13 protein-coding genes are annotated in these 15229 nt (G+C 51.2%); 6 read left to right on the forward strand and 7 right to left on the reverse strand.

Annotation, left to right across the window (positions count from 1 at the left end; all coding sequences use genetic code 11):
- Positions 1–18: 18 nt before the first annotated feature.
- Complete coding sequence (gene betA, locus QOT07_RS07685) at positions 19–1686, forward strand: choline dehydrogenase (protein WP_112348235.1); 1668 nt, start codon at positions 19–21, stop codon at positions 1684–1686.
- Between the two features lie 156 nt (positions 1687–1842).
- On the opposite strand, the gene QOT07_RS07690 is transcribed toward betA, so the two are convergent.
- From QOT07_RS07690 to QOT07_RS07700, 3 genes are all read right to left on the reverse strand, one after another.
- Positions 1843–3465, reverse strand: coding sequence for an FMN-binding glutamate synthase family protein (locus QOT07_RS07690; RefSeq protein WP_207975774.1), 1623 nt, complete (start codon positions 3463–3465; stop codon positions 1843–1845).
- Positions 3466–3637: 172 nt separating this feature from the next.
- Entirely contained in the window at positions 3638–4228 is a 591-nt protein-coding gene (locus QOT07_RS07695; RefSeq protein ID WP_061807054.1) for a LuxR family transcriptional regulator, read from the reverse strand.
- A gap of 22 nt (positions 4229–4250) precedes the next feature.
- Positions 4251–4967 (reverse strand): EAL domain-containing protein, encoded by a 717-nt coding sequence (locus tag QOT07_RS07700; RefSeq protein ID WP_207975772.1) that lies wholly within the window; start codon positions 4965–4967, stop codon positions 4251–4253.
- A gap of 473 nt (positions 4968–5440) precedes the next feature.
- Here QOT07_RS07700 and QOT07_RS07705 point away from each other — a divergent pair, with 473 nt between their 5' ends.
- The 4 genes from QOT07_RS07705 (at position 5441) to QOT07_RS07720 (ending at position 10466) form a co-directional block, all read left to right on the forward strand.
- The gene (locus QOT07_RS07705; RefSeq protein WP_129935433.1) at positions 5441–5998 is read left to right on the forward strand and encodes a fimbrial protein; all 558 of its coding nucleotides are present in this window, start codon (positions 5441–5443) and stop codon (positions 5996–5998) included.
- A gap of 66 nt (positions 5999–6064) precedes the next feature.
- A complete protein-coding gene (locus QOT07_RS07710) occupies positions 6065–6793 on the forward strand; it encodes a fimbrial biogenesis chaperone (protein WP_261415652.1) in 729 nt (242 codons plus the stop codon).
- A gap of 77 nt (positions 6794–6870) precedes the next feature.
- A complete protein-coding gene (locus QOT07_RS07715) occupies positions 6871–9432 on the forward strand; it encodes a fimbria/pilus outer membrane usher protein (protein WP_261415653.1) in 2562 nt (853 codons plus the stop codon).
- Between the two features lie 8 nt (positions 9433–9440).
- Entirely contained in the window at positions 9441–10466 is a 1026-nt protein-coding gene (locus QOT07_RS07720) for a fimbrial protein (RefSeq protein ID WP_283602847.1), read from the forward strand.
- A gap of 60 nt (positions 10467–10526) precedes the next feature.
- On the opposite strand, the gene QOT07_RS07725 is transcribed toward QOT07_RS07720, so the two are convergent.
- From QOT07_RS07725 to QOT07_RS07735, 3 genes are all read right to left on the reverse strand, one after another.
- A complete protein-coding gene (locus QOT07_RS07725; protein WP_129935425.1) occupies positions 10527–10985 on the reverse strand; it encodes a helix-turn-helix domain-containing protein in 459 nt (152 codons plus the stop codon).
- A 202-nt stretch (positions 10986–11187) separates the two neighbouring features.
- Entirely contained in the window at positions 11188–12765 is a 1578-nt protein-coding gene (gene mqo, locus QOT07_RS07730) for a malate dehydrogenase (quinone) (RefSeq protein ID WP_099064084.1), read from the reverse strand.
- A gap of 433 nt (positions 12766–13198) precedes the next feature.
- Complete coding sequence (locus QOT07_RS07735; protein WP_261415656.1) at positions 13199–14038, reverse strand: NmrA family NAD(P)-binding protein; 840 nt, start codon at positions 14036–14038, stop codon at positions 13199–13201.
- A 93-nt stretch (positions 14039–14131) separates the two neighbouring features.
- On the opposite strand from QOT07_RS07735, the gene QOT07_RS07740 reads away from it, so the two are divergent.
- Positions 14132–14758, forward strand: coding sequence for a TetR/AcrR family transcriptional regulator (locus QOT07_RS07740; RefSeq protein ID WP_283602848.1), 627 nt, complete (start codon positions 14132–14134; stop codon positions 14756–14758).
- Between the two features lie 19 nt (positions 14759–14777).
- Here the strand turns inward: QOT07_RS07740 and QOT07_RS07745 are convergent, their stop codons facing one another.
- Positions 14778–15161, reverse strand: a complete 384-nt coding sequence (locus tag QOT07_RS07745) for a hypothetical protein (protein WP_283602849.1) — start codon at positions 15159–15161, stop codon at positions 14778–14780.
- Between the last annotated feature and the right edge of the window lie 68 nt (positions 15162–15229).

Raw genomic sequence — 15229 nt, forward strand, 5'->3', positions numbered from 1 at the left:
CCTATTAGGAGATAATCGATGGAATACGATTACATCATTATCGGGGCCGGCTCTGCCGGTAACGTATTAGCCACCCGTTTGACCGAAGACGCTGACGTCAGCGTGCTGCTGCTGGAAGCTGGCGGCCCGGACTATCGGATGGATTTTCGCACTCAGATGCCCGCTGCGTTGGCATTCCCGCTGCAGGGGCGCCGTTACAACTGGGCCTATGAAACCGACCCTGAGCCGCACATGGACAACCGTCGCATGGAATGTGGTCGTGGTAAGGGGCTGGGCGGTTCATCGCTAATTAATGGCATGTGCTACATCCGCGGTAACGCGATGGATTTCGATAATTGGGCGAAGGCACCGGGTCTGGAAGACTGGAGCTACCTGGATTGTCTGCCGTATTTCCGCAAGGCGGAAACTCGCGACATCGGCCCGAATGATTTCCACGGCGGCGAGGGTCCGGTCAGCGTGACCACGCCGAAGGCCGGTAATAACGAGTTATTCCACGCGATGGTGGAGGCTGGCGTGCAGGCGGGTTATCCGCGTACCGATGATCTTAATGGTTACCAGCAGGAAGGCTTCGGCCCGATGGATCGCACCGTCACGCCGAAAGGTCGTCGTGCCAGCACCGCCCGTGGTTATCTGGATCAGGCGCGTTCCCGCCCTAATTTGAAAATTGTGACCCATGCGCTGACCGACCGCATCCGTTTCGACGGCAAGCGGGCGGTGGGTGTTGATTACTTGCAGGGTGAGGCCAAGGAGATCACCAGTGCGCGTGCGCGCCGGGAAGTGCTGCTGTGCGCCGGGGCGATCGCGTCACCTCAGATTTTGCAGCGCTCCGGCGTGGGTCCGGCCTCGCTGCTGAACCGTCTGGACATTGAGCTGGTGCACGATCTGCCGGGCGTGGGTGAGAACCTGCAGGACCACCTGGAAATGTACTTACAGTACGCCTGTAAAAAACCGGTTTCGTTATACCCGGCGCTGCAATGGTTTAACCAACCAAAAATTGGCGCGGAATGGCTGTTCAACGGCAGCGGCATTGGCGCCAGCAACCAGTTTGAAGCCGGTGGCTTTATCCGCAGCCGTGAAGAGTTCGCCTGGCCGAACATTCAGTATCATTTCCTGCCGGTGGCGATTAACTACAACGGCAGCAATGCGGTTAAAGAGCACGGTTTTCAGGCTCACGTCGGTTCGATGCGCTCGCCGAGCCGCGGCCGGGTGCAGGTTAAATCCAAAGATCCGCGCCAGCATCCGAGCATACTGTTCAACTACATGGCGACAGAGCAGGACTGGCAAGAGTTCCGCGATGCCATCCGTATCACGCGTGAAATCATGGCGCAGCCAGCGCTGGATGAGTACCGGGGGCGTGAAATCAGTCCTGGGCCGGAAGTCCAGACCGACGAACAGTTGGATGCCTTTGTGCGTGAGCATGCCGAAACCGCCTTCCATCCTTCCTGCTCATGCAAAATGGGCGAAGACGAGATGGCGGTGGTAGATGGGCAGGGCCGGGTGCACGGCATGGAAGGGCTGCGGGTGGTGGATGCTTCAATCATGCCGTTGATCATTACCGGTAATCTGAATGCCACCACCATCATGATCGCCGAGAAAATAGCCGATCGTATCCGCCAGCGTACGCCGCTGCCGCGCAGCACCGCCGAATATTACGTGGCCGGTGACGCCCCGGCGCGCAAGGCGTAACCCACATGTCCTCTCGCCGCTAAGGGGCAGGGCTGCCGTAGCAAGCAACCCCTCTCCAAAGTCCTTCCCTGAGGCGAGGGGACAATCTATCCCCGTCATCTTTCAAGCTGTAAATGTGTCATCCCACTTCAGTAGGGGACAATATATTTGTCCCGCTTAAGCCGGCAGGGCGATCGCCTGATCGAAACTGTTGGGTGTTGCCATGCGCCACATGCGCGCATAGAAATCGCTTTCGATCTCTTGTTTCAGTAGTGCGCCGGGTTCCAGATAGTAGTAGATGTCGGCGTAGACCTTGATTTCCGTTGAGGTAATGCGACGCAGCATATGGTGCGAGGTCAGCTGTTCTGGACGACTGACCCCGGCTGCCGCCAACATTTCCGCCAGCGCTTTTACCGTATTCTGGTGGAAATGATAAACGCGCTCCGCTTTGTTCGGTACCACCAGCGCTTTTTGTCGTAGCGGATCCTGGGTGGCAACACCGGTTGGGCAGTGATTGGTGTGGCAACTCTGTGACTGAATGCAGCCGACGGCGAACATAAAGCCGCGTGCGGAGTTCACCCAATCGGCACCCAGTACCAATACGCTGGCGATGTCGAAGGCGCTGATGATTTTGCCGCTGGCACCGACTTTGACCTTGTCACGCAACCCGCAGCCGACCAGGGTGTTATGCACAAACAGTAATCCTTCGCGTAGCGGCATGCCCATATAGTTGGACAGCTCAAGTGGCGCGGCACCGGTCCCACCTTCCTTACCGTCCACCACGATAAAGTCCGGCAATATTTGGGTTTGCAGCATGGCTTTGACGATGGCGACAAACTCCCATGGGTGGCCGATACACAGCTTGAAACCCACGGGTTTTCCGCCGGAGAGTTCGCGTAGCTGCTGAATGAAGTGCATCATTTCCACCGGGGTGCTGAAGGCACTGTGCGAGGCCGGAGAAATACAGTCGACCCCTTCTGGGACGCCGCGCGTCGCGGCAATTTCCGCATCCACTTTTTTAGCCGGCAGAATGCCGCCATGGCCCGGCTTGGCACCCTGACTGAGTTTGATTTCAATCATTTTGACCTGCGGGTTTTTAGCCTGTTCGGCAAAGCGCTGCGGATCAAAATGGCCGTCGGCGGTACGGCAGCCAAAATAACCACTGCCCAGTTCCCACACCAGGTCACCGCCGTTCTCTCGGTGATAGCGACTAATACTGCCTTCACCGGTGTCGTGGTAGAAATTACCTTTCGCTGCACCCAGGTTGAGAGCACGAATAGCGTTGGCCGACAGGGCGCCGAAACTCATGGCGGAGATGTTGAAAATAGAGGCGGAGTAGGGCTGGCTGCAGCCTGGGCCGCCGATCGCCACGCGAAAACTGGTCGGGTCGGACACCTCCACTGGGCGCATGGAATGGCCGATGCATTCATAGCCGGTTTGATAAACATCCAACTGGGTGCCGAACGGTTTGTCACCCATCTCGTTTTTGGCACGACGATAAACCAGCGTGCGTTGGGTGCGTGAGAACGGGATCTGCGCGTTATCTTCTTCCAATAAATACTGGCGTATTTCCGGGCGGATAAATTCGAAGAAAAAGCGCAGACGGCCGATGATCGGGTAGTTACGGCAGATAGCGTGGCGCTGTTGGGTCAGATCGTAAATACCCAGTGCGCTCAGACCACCAAAAATGATCGTTGGCAGCCAAAACCAGGGCTGGTGCGGCAATAGTGCCAATGACACCAGTGTCAGCAAGAGACTCAACACAAGACAGGTATAACGGCTGAATAAGGATGACTTCATAAAATCTCCTGATGTTTTTTTTGATCCAGACGACATGGCTCACGGGAAATTTCCGTGGCTGGATCCTAACCAACAGGCAGAAGTGTTATGTGGCTGTTACTGCTTTATCGTTCATTGTTACATTATTTTAACGTTGCCAAGGGGAAAGGCCGCCGGGCGGCGGCCTGAAGGTTTACTTGCTGGCGACGAAGATAGTGCTCATGCTGCGCAAACGCAGTTTTTTCATCGCACTGTATTTCTGAGAGAAAATGGTTTTGGGATGAGTGCCGCGCTTTTGGGCAATATGCAGCAGGCTGTCGCCACGCAACAAATTGAAAATAACGTCACTTTCCGCCGGGCTGAGTTCCCGGGTTTTCTGCATTTTTATCCCGCCGGGCTCTTTGCTTTCCAACAGGTTTTGTATTTTTTCCTGTAGCGAATAAAGTGGAATGCGCGTCGAGACCAATTCAACGGAAATCCCCAGGATCGATAATAACTTTACTACGCGCTCGTCGTCATAAAACACCAGCAGGCGTGTTTTTGAGTTGTATTGCTGATGTAAAGACACCAGGCTTTCAATGACGTTGACGCTTTGCTCCAGATTTTGTGAGGTGAAGATCAGGGCGATGTCGTGCTTAATTATTTTCTCCGCCTTGGCTCCGCCGTGCATGAAATCCGAGAACAGTCTGATATCGTACTTACCGTAATGTTTTTTCAGTAATACCGAAAGGCCGACATAGCTGTACTTACACTCACTAATCACAAGGACATTGTTTTTAGACATAATGGCAAACACCCATAATGAGTTAAAAGTATTCAGCTGTAAGAAGCGAGTTCAAATCCTTGATGTCGGATTCCTTCCACAGCTTTCCCTGCAGTGCGTAATATGGCATTTCGTCCAGCCATCTTTTATGTTCGGGAGTTTCTACCCCTTCGATAATCACCTTGTAATGATTAAGGTGAAAAAAACGCAATAAAGCGCGCATTAAACCGTCACCACCGGACTTTTTCATAAAGTCCCACAATAAAAAACGGTCGAGTTTAACGAAGCGGAACTGGCTGTTATACAACGCAGAAAAACCCGCGTAGCCAGAACCAAAATCATCGAGCCAAAATGAATAGCTCTTCAGTGAGGGATCGCCATGGACGCGATCTTTTACCAGTCGGGTTGAGTTCTCACTGATTTCGAAATGAATACAGCGAGTAGCACTGATTCTTTCTGCAAAATGGCTATTGGCCAAAGATCTCAGAGAATGGTCGTCCACATTTAATGTGGCTATCACCTGATTGTCGCGAAACCAGTGGTTATATTTCTCTATCAGACTGACTTGATCTAACAGAATCTCAATCCGAGTGGCGCTATCGGCAGTGCGAAAGAATTGTTCAGGAGAAAAATGCGCATATTCACTATTAAAAGTGAATCGTGACAGGCACTCAACGGCCAGCAATTGTCCAGATTTTGCGAACATAGGCTGGAAAACATAATTAATTCCGTTATTTTGCTCTCTAAAAGAACTGCGCATTCCTCAATCCCTTGATTGATATACAAACGTCTGTTTTATAACGAAAATAAAATAAAATCAGTCTGTTTATAGGTAAATATCTTATTTGATGTAGCCAAGATGAGCAATGCCGCTTACAGACCCTTAAATGCGCAATTTGTCGCGAAGTCTAAACCGCTCAAAATGTAATAAAATGTTAATAAACGGAATAATATGCTGTTAATCAAGCCTTAAGGCAAAATCTCCAACTGCATGCCTTTCTAAATCACAGATTATTCCTATTCGATTGAATCGTCAACATCGATCGATAGGTATTTGTTGATAGTTTATTTCTATCAAGAGGGGGGGTTATGAATGTTTTAAACGATTTAACAATAAGAATACGCTTAGTCTATATTTCGGCGGGTAATGGATTCATCGGGGCTTCATTCCTGACAAGGAGTTGCATCGTTGAATGTACTTAATGGTTGTATTAATTCATCGAGAGTCTAAATATGAAAATCTCTAAACTGTCTGCTGTATTAGCATTGGCTGTAAGCACCGTAGGTATTTCTTCTTTCTCTGCGCAAGCTGCGGACGGTACTATTACTTTTAACGGTAAAGTAACTGACCAAACTTGTACTATCAGCACCCCAGGCGGTAAAGATTTCACCGTAACTCTGCCTACAGTTTCTGCTTCTACTCTGGCAACTCAGAGTTCAACTGCCGGTCGTACGCCATTTGCGATCAACCTGACCCAATGTTCTAAAGGCCAGGTAGCTACTTATTTTGAGCCAGGCGCAACTGTTGATTTCAATACTGGTCGTCTGAATAACCAAGCACAAGCTGACGCTGCAACTAACGTGCAGATTCAACTGTTGGGTAGCAACAACCAGTTCCTGCCTATTCTGGCGGCTGGTGCTAACGGTGCACAGAATAACTCCCAGTGGGTTACTGTTGCTAACGAAGGCGACTCTGCTGACCTGAACTACTATGCAGAATATTATGCAACTAACGCAGCAGGCGCTGGTGATGTGACTTCTAGCGTTCAATACACCATCATTTACCAATAAGTAATATTCTTATTCGGGCGGGTGGTTTATCCCCCCGCCGTTTTTCCCTACCGCAGTGATAAAATAATGAAAAATTCATTTAAAAAATACAGTGTATTGTTGATCGCCATGCTATTCAGTAGCAGCGTTTTTTCCAGTGTCATCATTAACGGTACGCGTATTATTTATCCGGGAAAACAACGGGAAGTTACCGTCCAATTATCAAATAATGGCTCTTCACCGGCATTAATCCAATCCTGGATTGACGAAGGCGATGCGAAAACCACGCCTGAAAACAGCAAAGCGCCATTTATCGTATCTCCGCCAATCAGCCGTGTTGAACCGGCTACGGGTCAGGCACTGCGTGTGTCATTGACGACTACAGCATTGGCACAAGATAAAGAATCCCTGTTCTGGTTGAATGTATTGGAGATCCCTCCAGCACCTACCGGGGCAAGCAGTAATACGCCTGAGAACTTCTTACAGGTGGCTTTCCGCACCCGCGTCAAACTGCTGTATCGTCCGGCCGGTCTGACTGGCGAAGCGAACGATGCGCCTGAAAAATTGCAGTGGCGCTTTAGCAGCGCCGGCGTCAGCGTGAAAAACCCAACACCCTATTACGTGTCGTTTACCGAAATAGATGCCGTCGTCAACCAGAAGAAAGTGTCATTGGCACCGCATGGCGACATGTTAGCGCCAGGTCAGGAAAAAACCCTGTCGTTCTCTGGTGACAGCTCACGTATTGCCGACGTTGCATTTACCACTATTAACGATTTTGGCGGACGTGTGTCCCGTACTAAGAATAAGCAAAAGTAACTCTTGGAAGAGAGCCTCATACCCCAGAGCTTTGGCTATTGGTGGGGTGAGCTTAATTTGGTAAAGGAATGCTTTATATGAAAGAGTTACCTATCTCTGCAGCTATTAAATTGGCGTTATTTAACTGTAAATCAATTTTGTTGTTGTCTGGTAGCGCACTTTGTCTGGTTTCTTCTGGTTTCGTCTGGGCGGAAACCACTGCCGACAACAAGAAACCTGCCGCGCCTGTTGAAGCTTCCTTCAACAGTAATTTTTTAATAGGCGATGCGCAGGGCGTCGATCTCTCGCGTTTCCGTGATGGTAACCCTATTCTGGCGGGTAAATATTCACTAGATATTTATGTTAACGGTGAATGGAAAGGCAAAAAAAGTATCGATTTCAAAAATGTACCGGGAAAAAACAGTGCAGATACCTGTTTTAGCCTGTTGTCGTTGGATGAGTTTGGTGTGGATACCGCCGCGATGAGCAGCGATCCTTCGATTAACACCGAGACATGTAAAAGTCTGGCTCAGTGGGTACCGGAAGCTTATTACCGTTTTGACACCAGCTCATTGCGTATGGATATCAGTATCCCGCAGGCGGCGTTGCGCCGTAGTGCTCGTGGCTATGTCGATCCAAAATTCTGGGATCGTGGTATTACCGCCGGCAGCCTGTCGTATAATTTTAACGCCTTCAATACCCACAGCTCTGCCAACGGCAGCAATTCTGACTCTACCAATGCTTACCTGACGTTGAATGCAGGGCTGAATGTGGCTGGTTGGCAGTTACGCCATGACTCAAACGTTAATTGGCGTTCCAACGAAAGCACTCACTGGCAGAATACCGCGACCTATGCGCAACGAGCCATTCCGGGTGTGCGCGGCATGCTGACGTTGGGCGACAGCTACACCAGCGGCGATTTCTTTGACTCGATTGGTTTTCGCGGCGTGCAAATCGCTACGGATGATCGCATGTTGCCGGACTCTCTGAATGGATATGCGCCGGTTGTGCGCGGGGTGGCTCAAAGTAACGCCTTGGTGGAAATTCGTCAGAATAACCAGTTGATCTATCAGACTACCGTTGCCCCGGGTGAGTTCGTTATCAACGATCTGTATCCTACCGGTTACGGCGGTGATTTAAACGTCACCGTTAATGAGGCCGATGGAAGCAAGCGCCAATTTAGCGTTCCATACGCATCAGTGGCGCAGATGCTCCGCCCAGGTATTCAGCGTTATGCAATGACTGCTGGCCGAGTGCGCGATGATAATTTGAGCAAGGAACCCGACATGTTCCAGGCGACTTATCAGCGCGGGTTTACCAATATTATCACCGGTTACACCGGCGCGATCGCCAGTGATGGTTATGGCGCAGTGTTGTTGGGAAGTGCGGTCGCGACGCCGGTCGGCGCCTTTGCTCTGGACGTGACTCAGTCCAATACCCGTCTGAAGCAAGGTGACCAATCAGGTCAAAGTTATAAGCTCAGCTACAGCAAGTTGATGACGGAAACCAGCACCAACTTCACGATTGCTGCCTATCGCTATTCAACTTCAGGCTATCTCTCTCTGCGAGATGCCGTATTTTCGCGCGACAACGAACGTAAAGGTTTGAGTGCAGATGCGGTTAACCGTCAGCGCAGTGAATACCAACTGACTCTGAATCAGGGGTTGGGCGATAGCTTCGGCTCTTTATACATCACCGGTTCGGTACGTGATTACTGGAACCGTGGCGGCAGTACCAAGCAGTACCAAGTGGGTTATAACAACTATTATGGGCGCGTCACTTACGGCCTTTCCGCTATGCGAACCTCGGATATGTATAACCGTGATGAAACTCGTTATTACCTGACGATGTCGATTCCGTTCAGCGTGGGTTCACAGACCTTGAGCCTGAACAGCTCATTGGGCTATACCGATAATGGTTATGACAGCAGCCGCCTGGGTATTAACGGTTCTACCGGTGAAGACAACAACATTAGCTACAGCGCGACGTTGGCTAACGATCAAACCGGCGGTACCAATAGCAGCGTGAGCGGTGAGTATCGTAGCAGGTTCTCGACGCTTAATGGCTCTTACAGCTACGGCAAAGATTATCGCCAATCGTCGGTTGGAGCTTCGGGCAGCATAGTCGCCCACAGTGGCGGCGTTACCATGACGCCACAACGAGGTCAAACCATGGTGCTGGTAGAGGCACCGGACGCCGCCGGCGCTATTGTGACCAATTCGCCGGGAGTGCGTATTGACGACAACGGTTATGCGGTAGTTCCTTATGTAGCACCATACCGTATGACTAACGTAACGCTCGATCCGAGCGGTATGTCGCGCGACGTGGAGCTGGAGAGCAGCAGCCAGCAGATTGCTCCTTACGCCGGAGCTATTGCCCGACTGGAGTTTAAGACTACCAAAGGGCAGGCACTGATCATTCATGCCCTCGGTCCTGATGGCAGTGCGTTGCCGTTTGGTGCCGAAGTTCTGGATACCCGCAATCAGGTTGTCGGTATTGTCGGTCAGGGCAGTCGTATTTACTTGCGTACCGAAGCGCGCAAAGGTTTGTTGCAGGTTAAGTGGGGCACGCAGCCAACGCAGCAGTGTTCAGTCAGCTACAGTGCCAAAGCGCAGAACAATAATACTGACTACGAAATTATTGAAGCGAGTTGCAAATGATAAAATTAATGCGTGTTCCATCGCTGCATAAAAGGTCAGCGAAATACCTGATGCTGTTCGGGCTGATTATGGTTGGCAGCCAAAGCGCCTATGCCGCCTGTTACGTTAACTCTGGTTACAAGGCTCAGGTGATAAATATGAAGCTTGGGCGTGTGCTGGTAACACCCAGCAGTCAGGTCGGTGATACCTTGACCACCGGTCAGTTCCCGATCAATCAGGTTAGTAATATCGGCAGTTGTTCAAGAGGCGGTAGCTCGATTGGCCGGATTATGCAGGGCAGCCCTACCAATTTTACCAATGTGTGGAGCACCAATATTCCAGGGATCGGTATCCGTTTGTACCGTGAAGCAGGTTCGGTGAGTAACTTTTACCCGCATGATATTAGATTTTCTGGTAATACCAACGTTACCCTTAACGGCGGTTACTTCAAGATCGACATTGTTAAAACTGCCGCGCAGACTGGCACCGGCCAGCTGACCACCGGGCTTTATACCAATTATTATATGGATGGTAGCGGCCCTGGCTTGCCATTGCTGCAATCGATTGTCGACGCCAATAGCCTGACGATCGTGACTTCAACTTGTAATGTCGACAGCGGTTCTAAAAACAAGGTTGTTAACCTGGACTCCGTCACTGCAGCGTCTTTTGGTGGTGTTGGCTCAACTCAGGGCGAGAAGGCGTTTGATATCAACATCAACTGCGTGGGGGGCGTGGGTGAGAATCTGTTGCCTGGCACTGCGGGGCAAGGAATTGTGAATGTGCGTTTTGACTACACACAGGATCCTTCGAATGCACCGGGCGTGATCAAATCAGAAACCGGTGCTAACACAGCATCTGGCGTTGCCGTACAGCTGTTGGCCGGCAATACCACACAGCCGATTAAGAATGGTGATGCGGTCAATGCCGGACGCACTATCCCTAACCAAGCCAATACATTGACCTTGCCTCTGAAGGCTCGTTACTATCGTACTGGCTCAACGATTAAAGGCGGCAATATAAAATCGACTGCCGTTTTTACCATCGAATACAACTAAGTTTGTCGCTATTAAAAAAGCCAATGGGATTAGCCCATTGGCTTTTTGCTTTTCATTTTTCTATTGCTGACCAACCCAGTTGGTGCAAACCCCGTCCAGACATTTCCCCGCATACCACAGATGCACGCCCGGTGACTCGTGGCGATGCCCTTTCAATGGCTCGATCGCCTGCGGGCGCATTTCTGCCACATCCCAGCGCGTGGTGCGGCGATACACCGCCGGCGTTTTACCGAACTGTTTTTTAAACGCGCGTGAAAATGATGGCTGGGAATCAAAGTGGAACTGCAGAGCGATATCGAGAATAGGGCGTGGGCTCGAACGCAACGCCTGTGCCGCCTGCGACAGGCGACGCTCGCGGATATAGCTGCCCAGCGCATGACCAGTGGTACTGCGGAACATCCTTTGCAGATGCCATTTGGAGTAGCCTGACTTTGCCGCTACGTTGTCTAACAGCAACGGTTGATCCAGATGATTTTCAATCCAGTCCAGCAAATCGTGAATGATATTGACGCGATCCATTGTTTAAGTTCTCCCGCAGTACGACATTCAGGTCAGTGTAGGTAAGAGTAATTATCCAAGTTAGTTCTTTGATAATAGGCCGGGGCATCGGGTTACGCAAGTGTTAACTAGGGTGCTAAAGGTGGCTAAAAGTGCTGTTACCGTCGTGGAGAAATGAAAAAGGCCGCACGAGGCGGCCTTGAAGCGAGTGGGAAAAGGGCTATCAGTTGGTTTCCGGCTTCACTTCGATATAGTTCAACTGCAACACGCTGCTGGTATAGCCACGGATCTTGTTGGTCATTTCAATATCGCCGTTCAGCTTGTGGCCGTAGGACGGAATGATCTCTTTCAGTTTGCTCTGCCATTCCGGCGTCGCCACTTTATCTTTGAACACGGTTTCCATCAGGTGCAGCATGATCGGCGCGGCAGTAGATGCACCCGGTGATGCGCCCAGCAGGGCGGAAATGCTGCCATCTTTGGCGCTGACCACTTCGGTACCGAACTGCAGCACGCCGCCTTTGTCATCGTCTTTCTTGATGATCTGCACGCGTTGGCCGGCGGTCCACAGCTTCCAGTCTGCCTGTTTGGCTTCAGGGAAATACTCTTTCAGCGCGGCGAAACGGTCGTCGTCGTTCATCATCAACTGACCCACCAGGTATTTCACCAGGTCGAAGTTATCCAGCCCGACATGCGTCATTGGCATCAGGTTGGAGGTGCTCAGGGAATGCAGCAGATCGAACAGTGAACCGTTTTTCAGGAACTTGCCGGAGAAGGTGGCGAACGGTCCGAACAGCAAGACACGTTTGCCATCCAGCATACGGGTATCCAGGTGCGGAACCGACATCGGCGGTGAACCTACGCTGGCCAGGCCATAAACCTTGGCCAGGTGCTGGTTAGCGATTTCCGGGTTGGTGGTGACCAGGAACTGACCGCCGACCGGGAAGGCGCCATAGCCCTCGGCTTCAGGAATGCCGGATTTCTGCAGCAGTGTCAGAGAGGCACCGCCCGCGCCGATAAACACGAACTTGGCATTAACGCTGGTTTCTTTGCCGTCACGGTTCAGATCGGCCACGGTCACGCGCCAGGTGTTGTCGGCGTTACGTTTGATATCGCGTACTTCATGGCTCAGGTTCAGCTTGAAGTTTGGATTTTTGGTCAGGGTATCCACCAGTTGGTGGGTGATCACGCCAAAGTTCACGTCGGTGCCCAGCGGCATGCGGGTGGCGGCAATTTTTTGCGTTGGATCGCGACCGTCCATCACCAGCGGTGCCCACTGTTTAATCTGGTTGGCGTCTTCAGAGTACTCCATACCACGGAACAGGGTGCTGTGCTGCAGTGCCGCATAGCGTTTGCGCAGGAAGTTGACGTTATCGTCACCCCAGACAAAGCTCATGTGCGGTACGCTATTAATAAAGGATTTTGGATCTTTCAGGACGTTATTTTTAACCTGATAAGACCAGAATTGACGAGAGATTTCAAAAGACTCGTTCACCACCACGGCTTTACTGATATCGATGCTGCCGTCTTCTTTTTCTGGGGTGTAGTTCATTTCGGCGAAGGCTGAGTGACCGGTACCGGCGTTATTCCAGCCGTTGGAACTTTCTTCCGCTACGCCATTCATGCGTTCATACATGTCGATGGACCAGTTTGGCTCCAGCTCGTGCAGATAAGTCCCCAGCGTGGCGCTCATGATGCCACCCCCGATCAGAACCACATCAACGGTCTTATTCTCTTCTGCTGCGGCCTGTTGCGTGACGCCAAACAGGTTCAGACAGAAAATCAGGACGAGTAATTTTCTCATTAATTCAAATCTCTTGTGTGTAAATTCTACTCATTGCAGGTGAAAGAATTTATTGGGAGCTACCCTGGGAATAGGTGAAACTAACCCGCCCGGCAAAGCCGAATAGCAGTGATAATGTCTTTTTGTTAACCATTTTTTTAACGAAAAGTGGATTATTACAGGCTGCCTGGGGACAGATTGTTCAACTCTGGTTACTGAGGGGATATTATTGTTTGCAATATTGTTAAAAACTACTTTTGTAATTAAAAAAAGCGGATTAAAGGCAGGAATAATTCATTTTTATTTATATTCAAATATAACCGCTTTATTAACAGGGTTTAATTGCCGCTGATTTAAACGATATTCAGCTATCACACAATATTTATGGAACAATTGCAAATGACAGCCGGTAACAAAAAGAAAATGGCCGCCGGGCAGGGCAGCCATTAGCCGGTTAACGCGCTTGCCAAACTCCGCTGGGGAGGGTGTCGGCGATGTAAGTACTGAAATCTCGCGGGGCACGCCCGAGACTGCGTTGAACGTCCTCGGTCAGTGAGGCGTTGCGTCCGTCCAACACGGTGCTGAATAGATATTCCAGCAACGTGACCATTTCCGCCGGCAATTGTGCCTCGCGCAGGTATCCGACGTAATCTGCCACCGGCACCTGCTGATAGTGGATCTCACGCCCAGCGGCGGCGGCAATCTCGCCAATAGCCTGTTCAAAGGTCATCAGACGCGGGCCGGTCAATTCATAATGCGTATTGCTGTGGCCGGGTTGGGTGAGGGCGGCAACCGCAACATCGGCAATATCATTCGCATCAATAAAAGGCTCGGGGATCTCGCCCGGTGGCAAATAGACTGCGCCGTTTAGCAATTCATCAAGAATAAAACTCTCGCTGAAGTTTTGCATAAACCAACTGGCGCGCAATATCGTCCAGTCCGCACCACTGAGTTCAACCACTTCTTCCGCCTGACGGGCCTCGTCCTCACCGCGCCCGCTGAGCAGGACTATCTTTTGCACGCCGCCATTTACCGCTTGCCGGCAAAAACGTTCAACGATTTCGGTGGCACCCGGTACTGCCAGGTCGGGTTGAAAGCTGAGATAAAGTTTTTGCACATCCTGTAAGGCCGGTTGCCAGGTGTTGCTGTCTTGCCAGTCGAAGGGGATGGCGGCACCACGATGTCCGGCCCGCACCGCTATGCCAAGCTGTTGCAAACGTGCTGCCACACGGCTGCCGGTTTTTCCGGTAGCGCCTAAAACCAGAATTGGTGAACCCTGTTCGTTGTTGTTCATGATGCCGCTCCAAATGTGAGTATTACTCATGTTTTGTAAATATGATAAACCCTCGTATTATTGTCAAGGCGGTTTTTGTTCAAAGGACGAGACATGATGATTGATAAGCAAAAAAAAACGCCCGCCCTGCGGCGTAAACCCAGCCAGACACGAAGCCGCGAGAAGGTGAAGCTGATCCTGGATTGCGCAACGGCGCTGATAGCCCAGCAGGGCAGTGACGCGATGCGGATGAGTGAAGTGGCGCAAAATGCGGGTATTTCTATTGGGGCGCTGTACCAGTACTTTCCGGATAAAACCGCCATCGTGCGGGTGCTGGCGCAAGGTTATAACCAGGAAGCGCGTGAATGCATCGAACAAGGCTTAATTCAGGTGCAGACGTTACCGCAGTTGATCGAAGCATTTAACTGCCTGATCGACGAATATTACGCCTTGTTTATGGCTGAGCCGGTCATGCGGGATATCTGGGCGGCGACGCAGGCCAACAAAACGCTGCGCGAGGAAGAGGTGGCGGAAAGCCGGTTAAACGGCGCGTTACTGGCGGCGGCAATACGTCGGTTACGGCCGCAGTCAGATCCGGCGGTGGTGGAGAATGCGGCTTTCTTGCTGATGCATTTGGGGGAAGCGACCATGCGGCTGGCGGTCAGTACCGGCCCAGATGAAGGCCGGGAGCTGGTGGCGAGTTATAAGCAAATGGCGGCCAGGATGTTGGTGGATGCCTAGAGGCAGCCTGGTTCACTCTTTATTTTTGCTTGGATCCACAGGATTTATTCAACAGGCTGGGGAATAGTTTTTGCGCCGTTGGGCCATCGGTCATGATGCTAAGCGCGGTCACCTTCAGTTCACTGCGCAGCGTAGCGCTATTCACTGGGATGCCGTTGATCACAGTCACTAATGTTTTGCCGATATTGTTGCCGGTCGTGGTTGCTGACAGCCGTTGTGCCGCCTGCGGTTGCAGTTCGACGTCCAACTGTACGTTGTCGGGATTAACCGGGTCTTTGAGAATGATGTTTAGCTTGCTGAAATCACAGGCAGAATCAAAGCGCATCTGCACCGGGGAGGCGGCCAGGGTAGAGGTCGCAACCAACAGCGAGCCGGAAAGAATAATCAAACGGAGTAACGCCATGAGGAGTCCTTCTCGAAAGCGAAAGTAGTCCTTCAATATAGCAGTTACCCGCTGTTTATAAAGGGTAA

The sequence above is a fragment of the Serratia proteamaculans genome (genome assembly GCF_949794035.1).
GTDB classification, from domain to species: domain Bacteria; phylum Pseudomonadota; class Gammaproteobacteria; order Enterobacterales; family Enterobacteriaceae; genus Serratia; species Serratia proteamaculans.

What these genes read in the sequence shown, in the direction of transcription:
- betA (WP_112348235.1), top strand. Translation starts at nt 19, where the DNA reads ATGGAATACGATTACATCATTATCGGGGCCGGCTCTGCCGGTAACGTA.
- QOT07_RS07690 (WP_207975774.1), bottom strand. Translation starts at nt 3,465, where the DNA reads ATGAAGTCATCCTTATTCAGCCGTTATACCTGTCTTGTGTTGAGTCTC.
- QOT07_RS07695 (WP_061807054.1), bottom strand. Translation starts at nt 4,228, where the DNA reads ATGTCTAAAAACAATGTCCTTGTGATTAGTGAGTGTAAGTACAGCTAT.
- QOT07_RS07700 (WP_207975772.1), bottom strand. Translation starts at nt 4,967, where the DNA reads ATGCGCAGTTCTTTTAGAGAGCAAAATAACGGAATTAATTATGTTTTC.
- QOT07_RS07705 (WP_129935433.1), top strand. Translation starts at nt 5,441, where the DNA reads ATGAAAATCTCTAAACTGTCTGCTGTATTAGCATTGGCTGTAAGCACC.
- QOT07_RS07710 (WP_261415652.1), top strand. Translation starts at nt 6,065, where the DNA reads ATGAAAAATTCATTTAAAAAATACAGTGTATTGTTGATCGCCATGCTA.
- QOT07_RS07715 (WP_261415653.1), top strand. Translation starts at nt 6,871, where the DNA reads ATGAAAGAGTTACCTATCTCTGCAGCTATTAAATTGGCGTTATTTAAC.
- QOT07_RS07720 (WP_283602847.1), top strand. Translation starts at nt 9,441, where the DNA reads ATGCGTGTTCCATCGCTGCATAAAAGGTCAGCGAAATACCTGATGCTG.
- QOT07_RS07725 (WP_129935425.1), bottom strand. Translation starts at nt 10,985, where the DNA reads ATGGATCGCGTCAATATCATTCACGATTTGCTGGACTGGATTGAAAAT.
- mqo (WP_099064084.1), bottom strand. Translation starts at nt 12,765, where the DNA reads ATGAGAAAATTACTCGTCCTGATTTTCTGTCTGAACCTGTTTGGCGTC.
- QOT07_RS07735 (WP_261415656.1), bottom strand. Translation starts at nt 14,038, where the DNA reads ATGAACAACAACGAACAGGGTTCACCAATTCTGGTTTTAGGCGCTACC.
- QOT07_RS07740 (WP_283602848.1), top strand. Translation starts at nt 14,132, where the DNA reads ATGATGATTGATAAGCAAAAAAAAACGCCCGCCCTGCGGCGTAAACCC.
- QOT07_RS07745 (WP_283602849.1), bottom strand. Translation starts at nt 15,161, where the DNA reads ATGGCGTTACTCCGTTTGATTATTCTTTCCGGCTCGCTGTTGGTTGCG.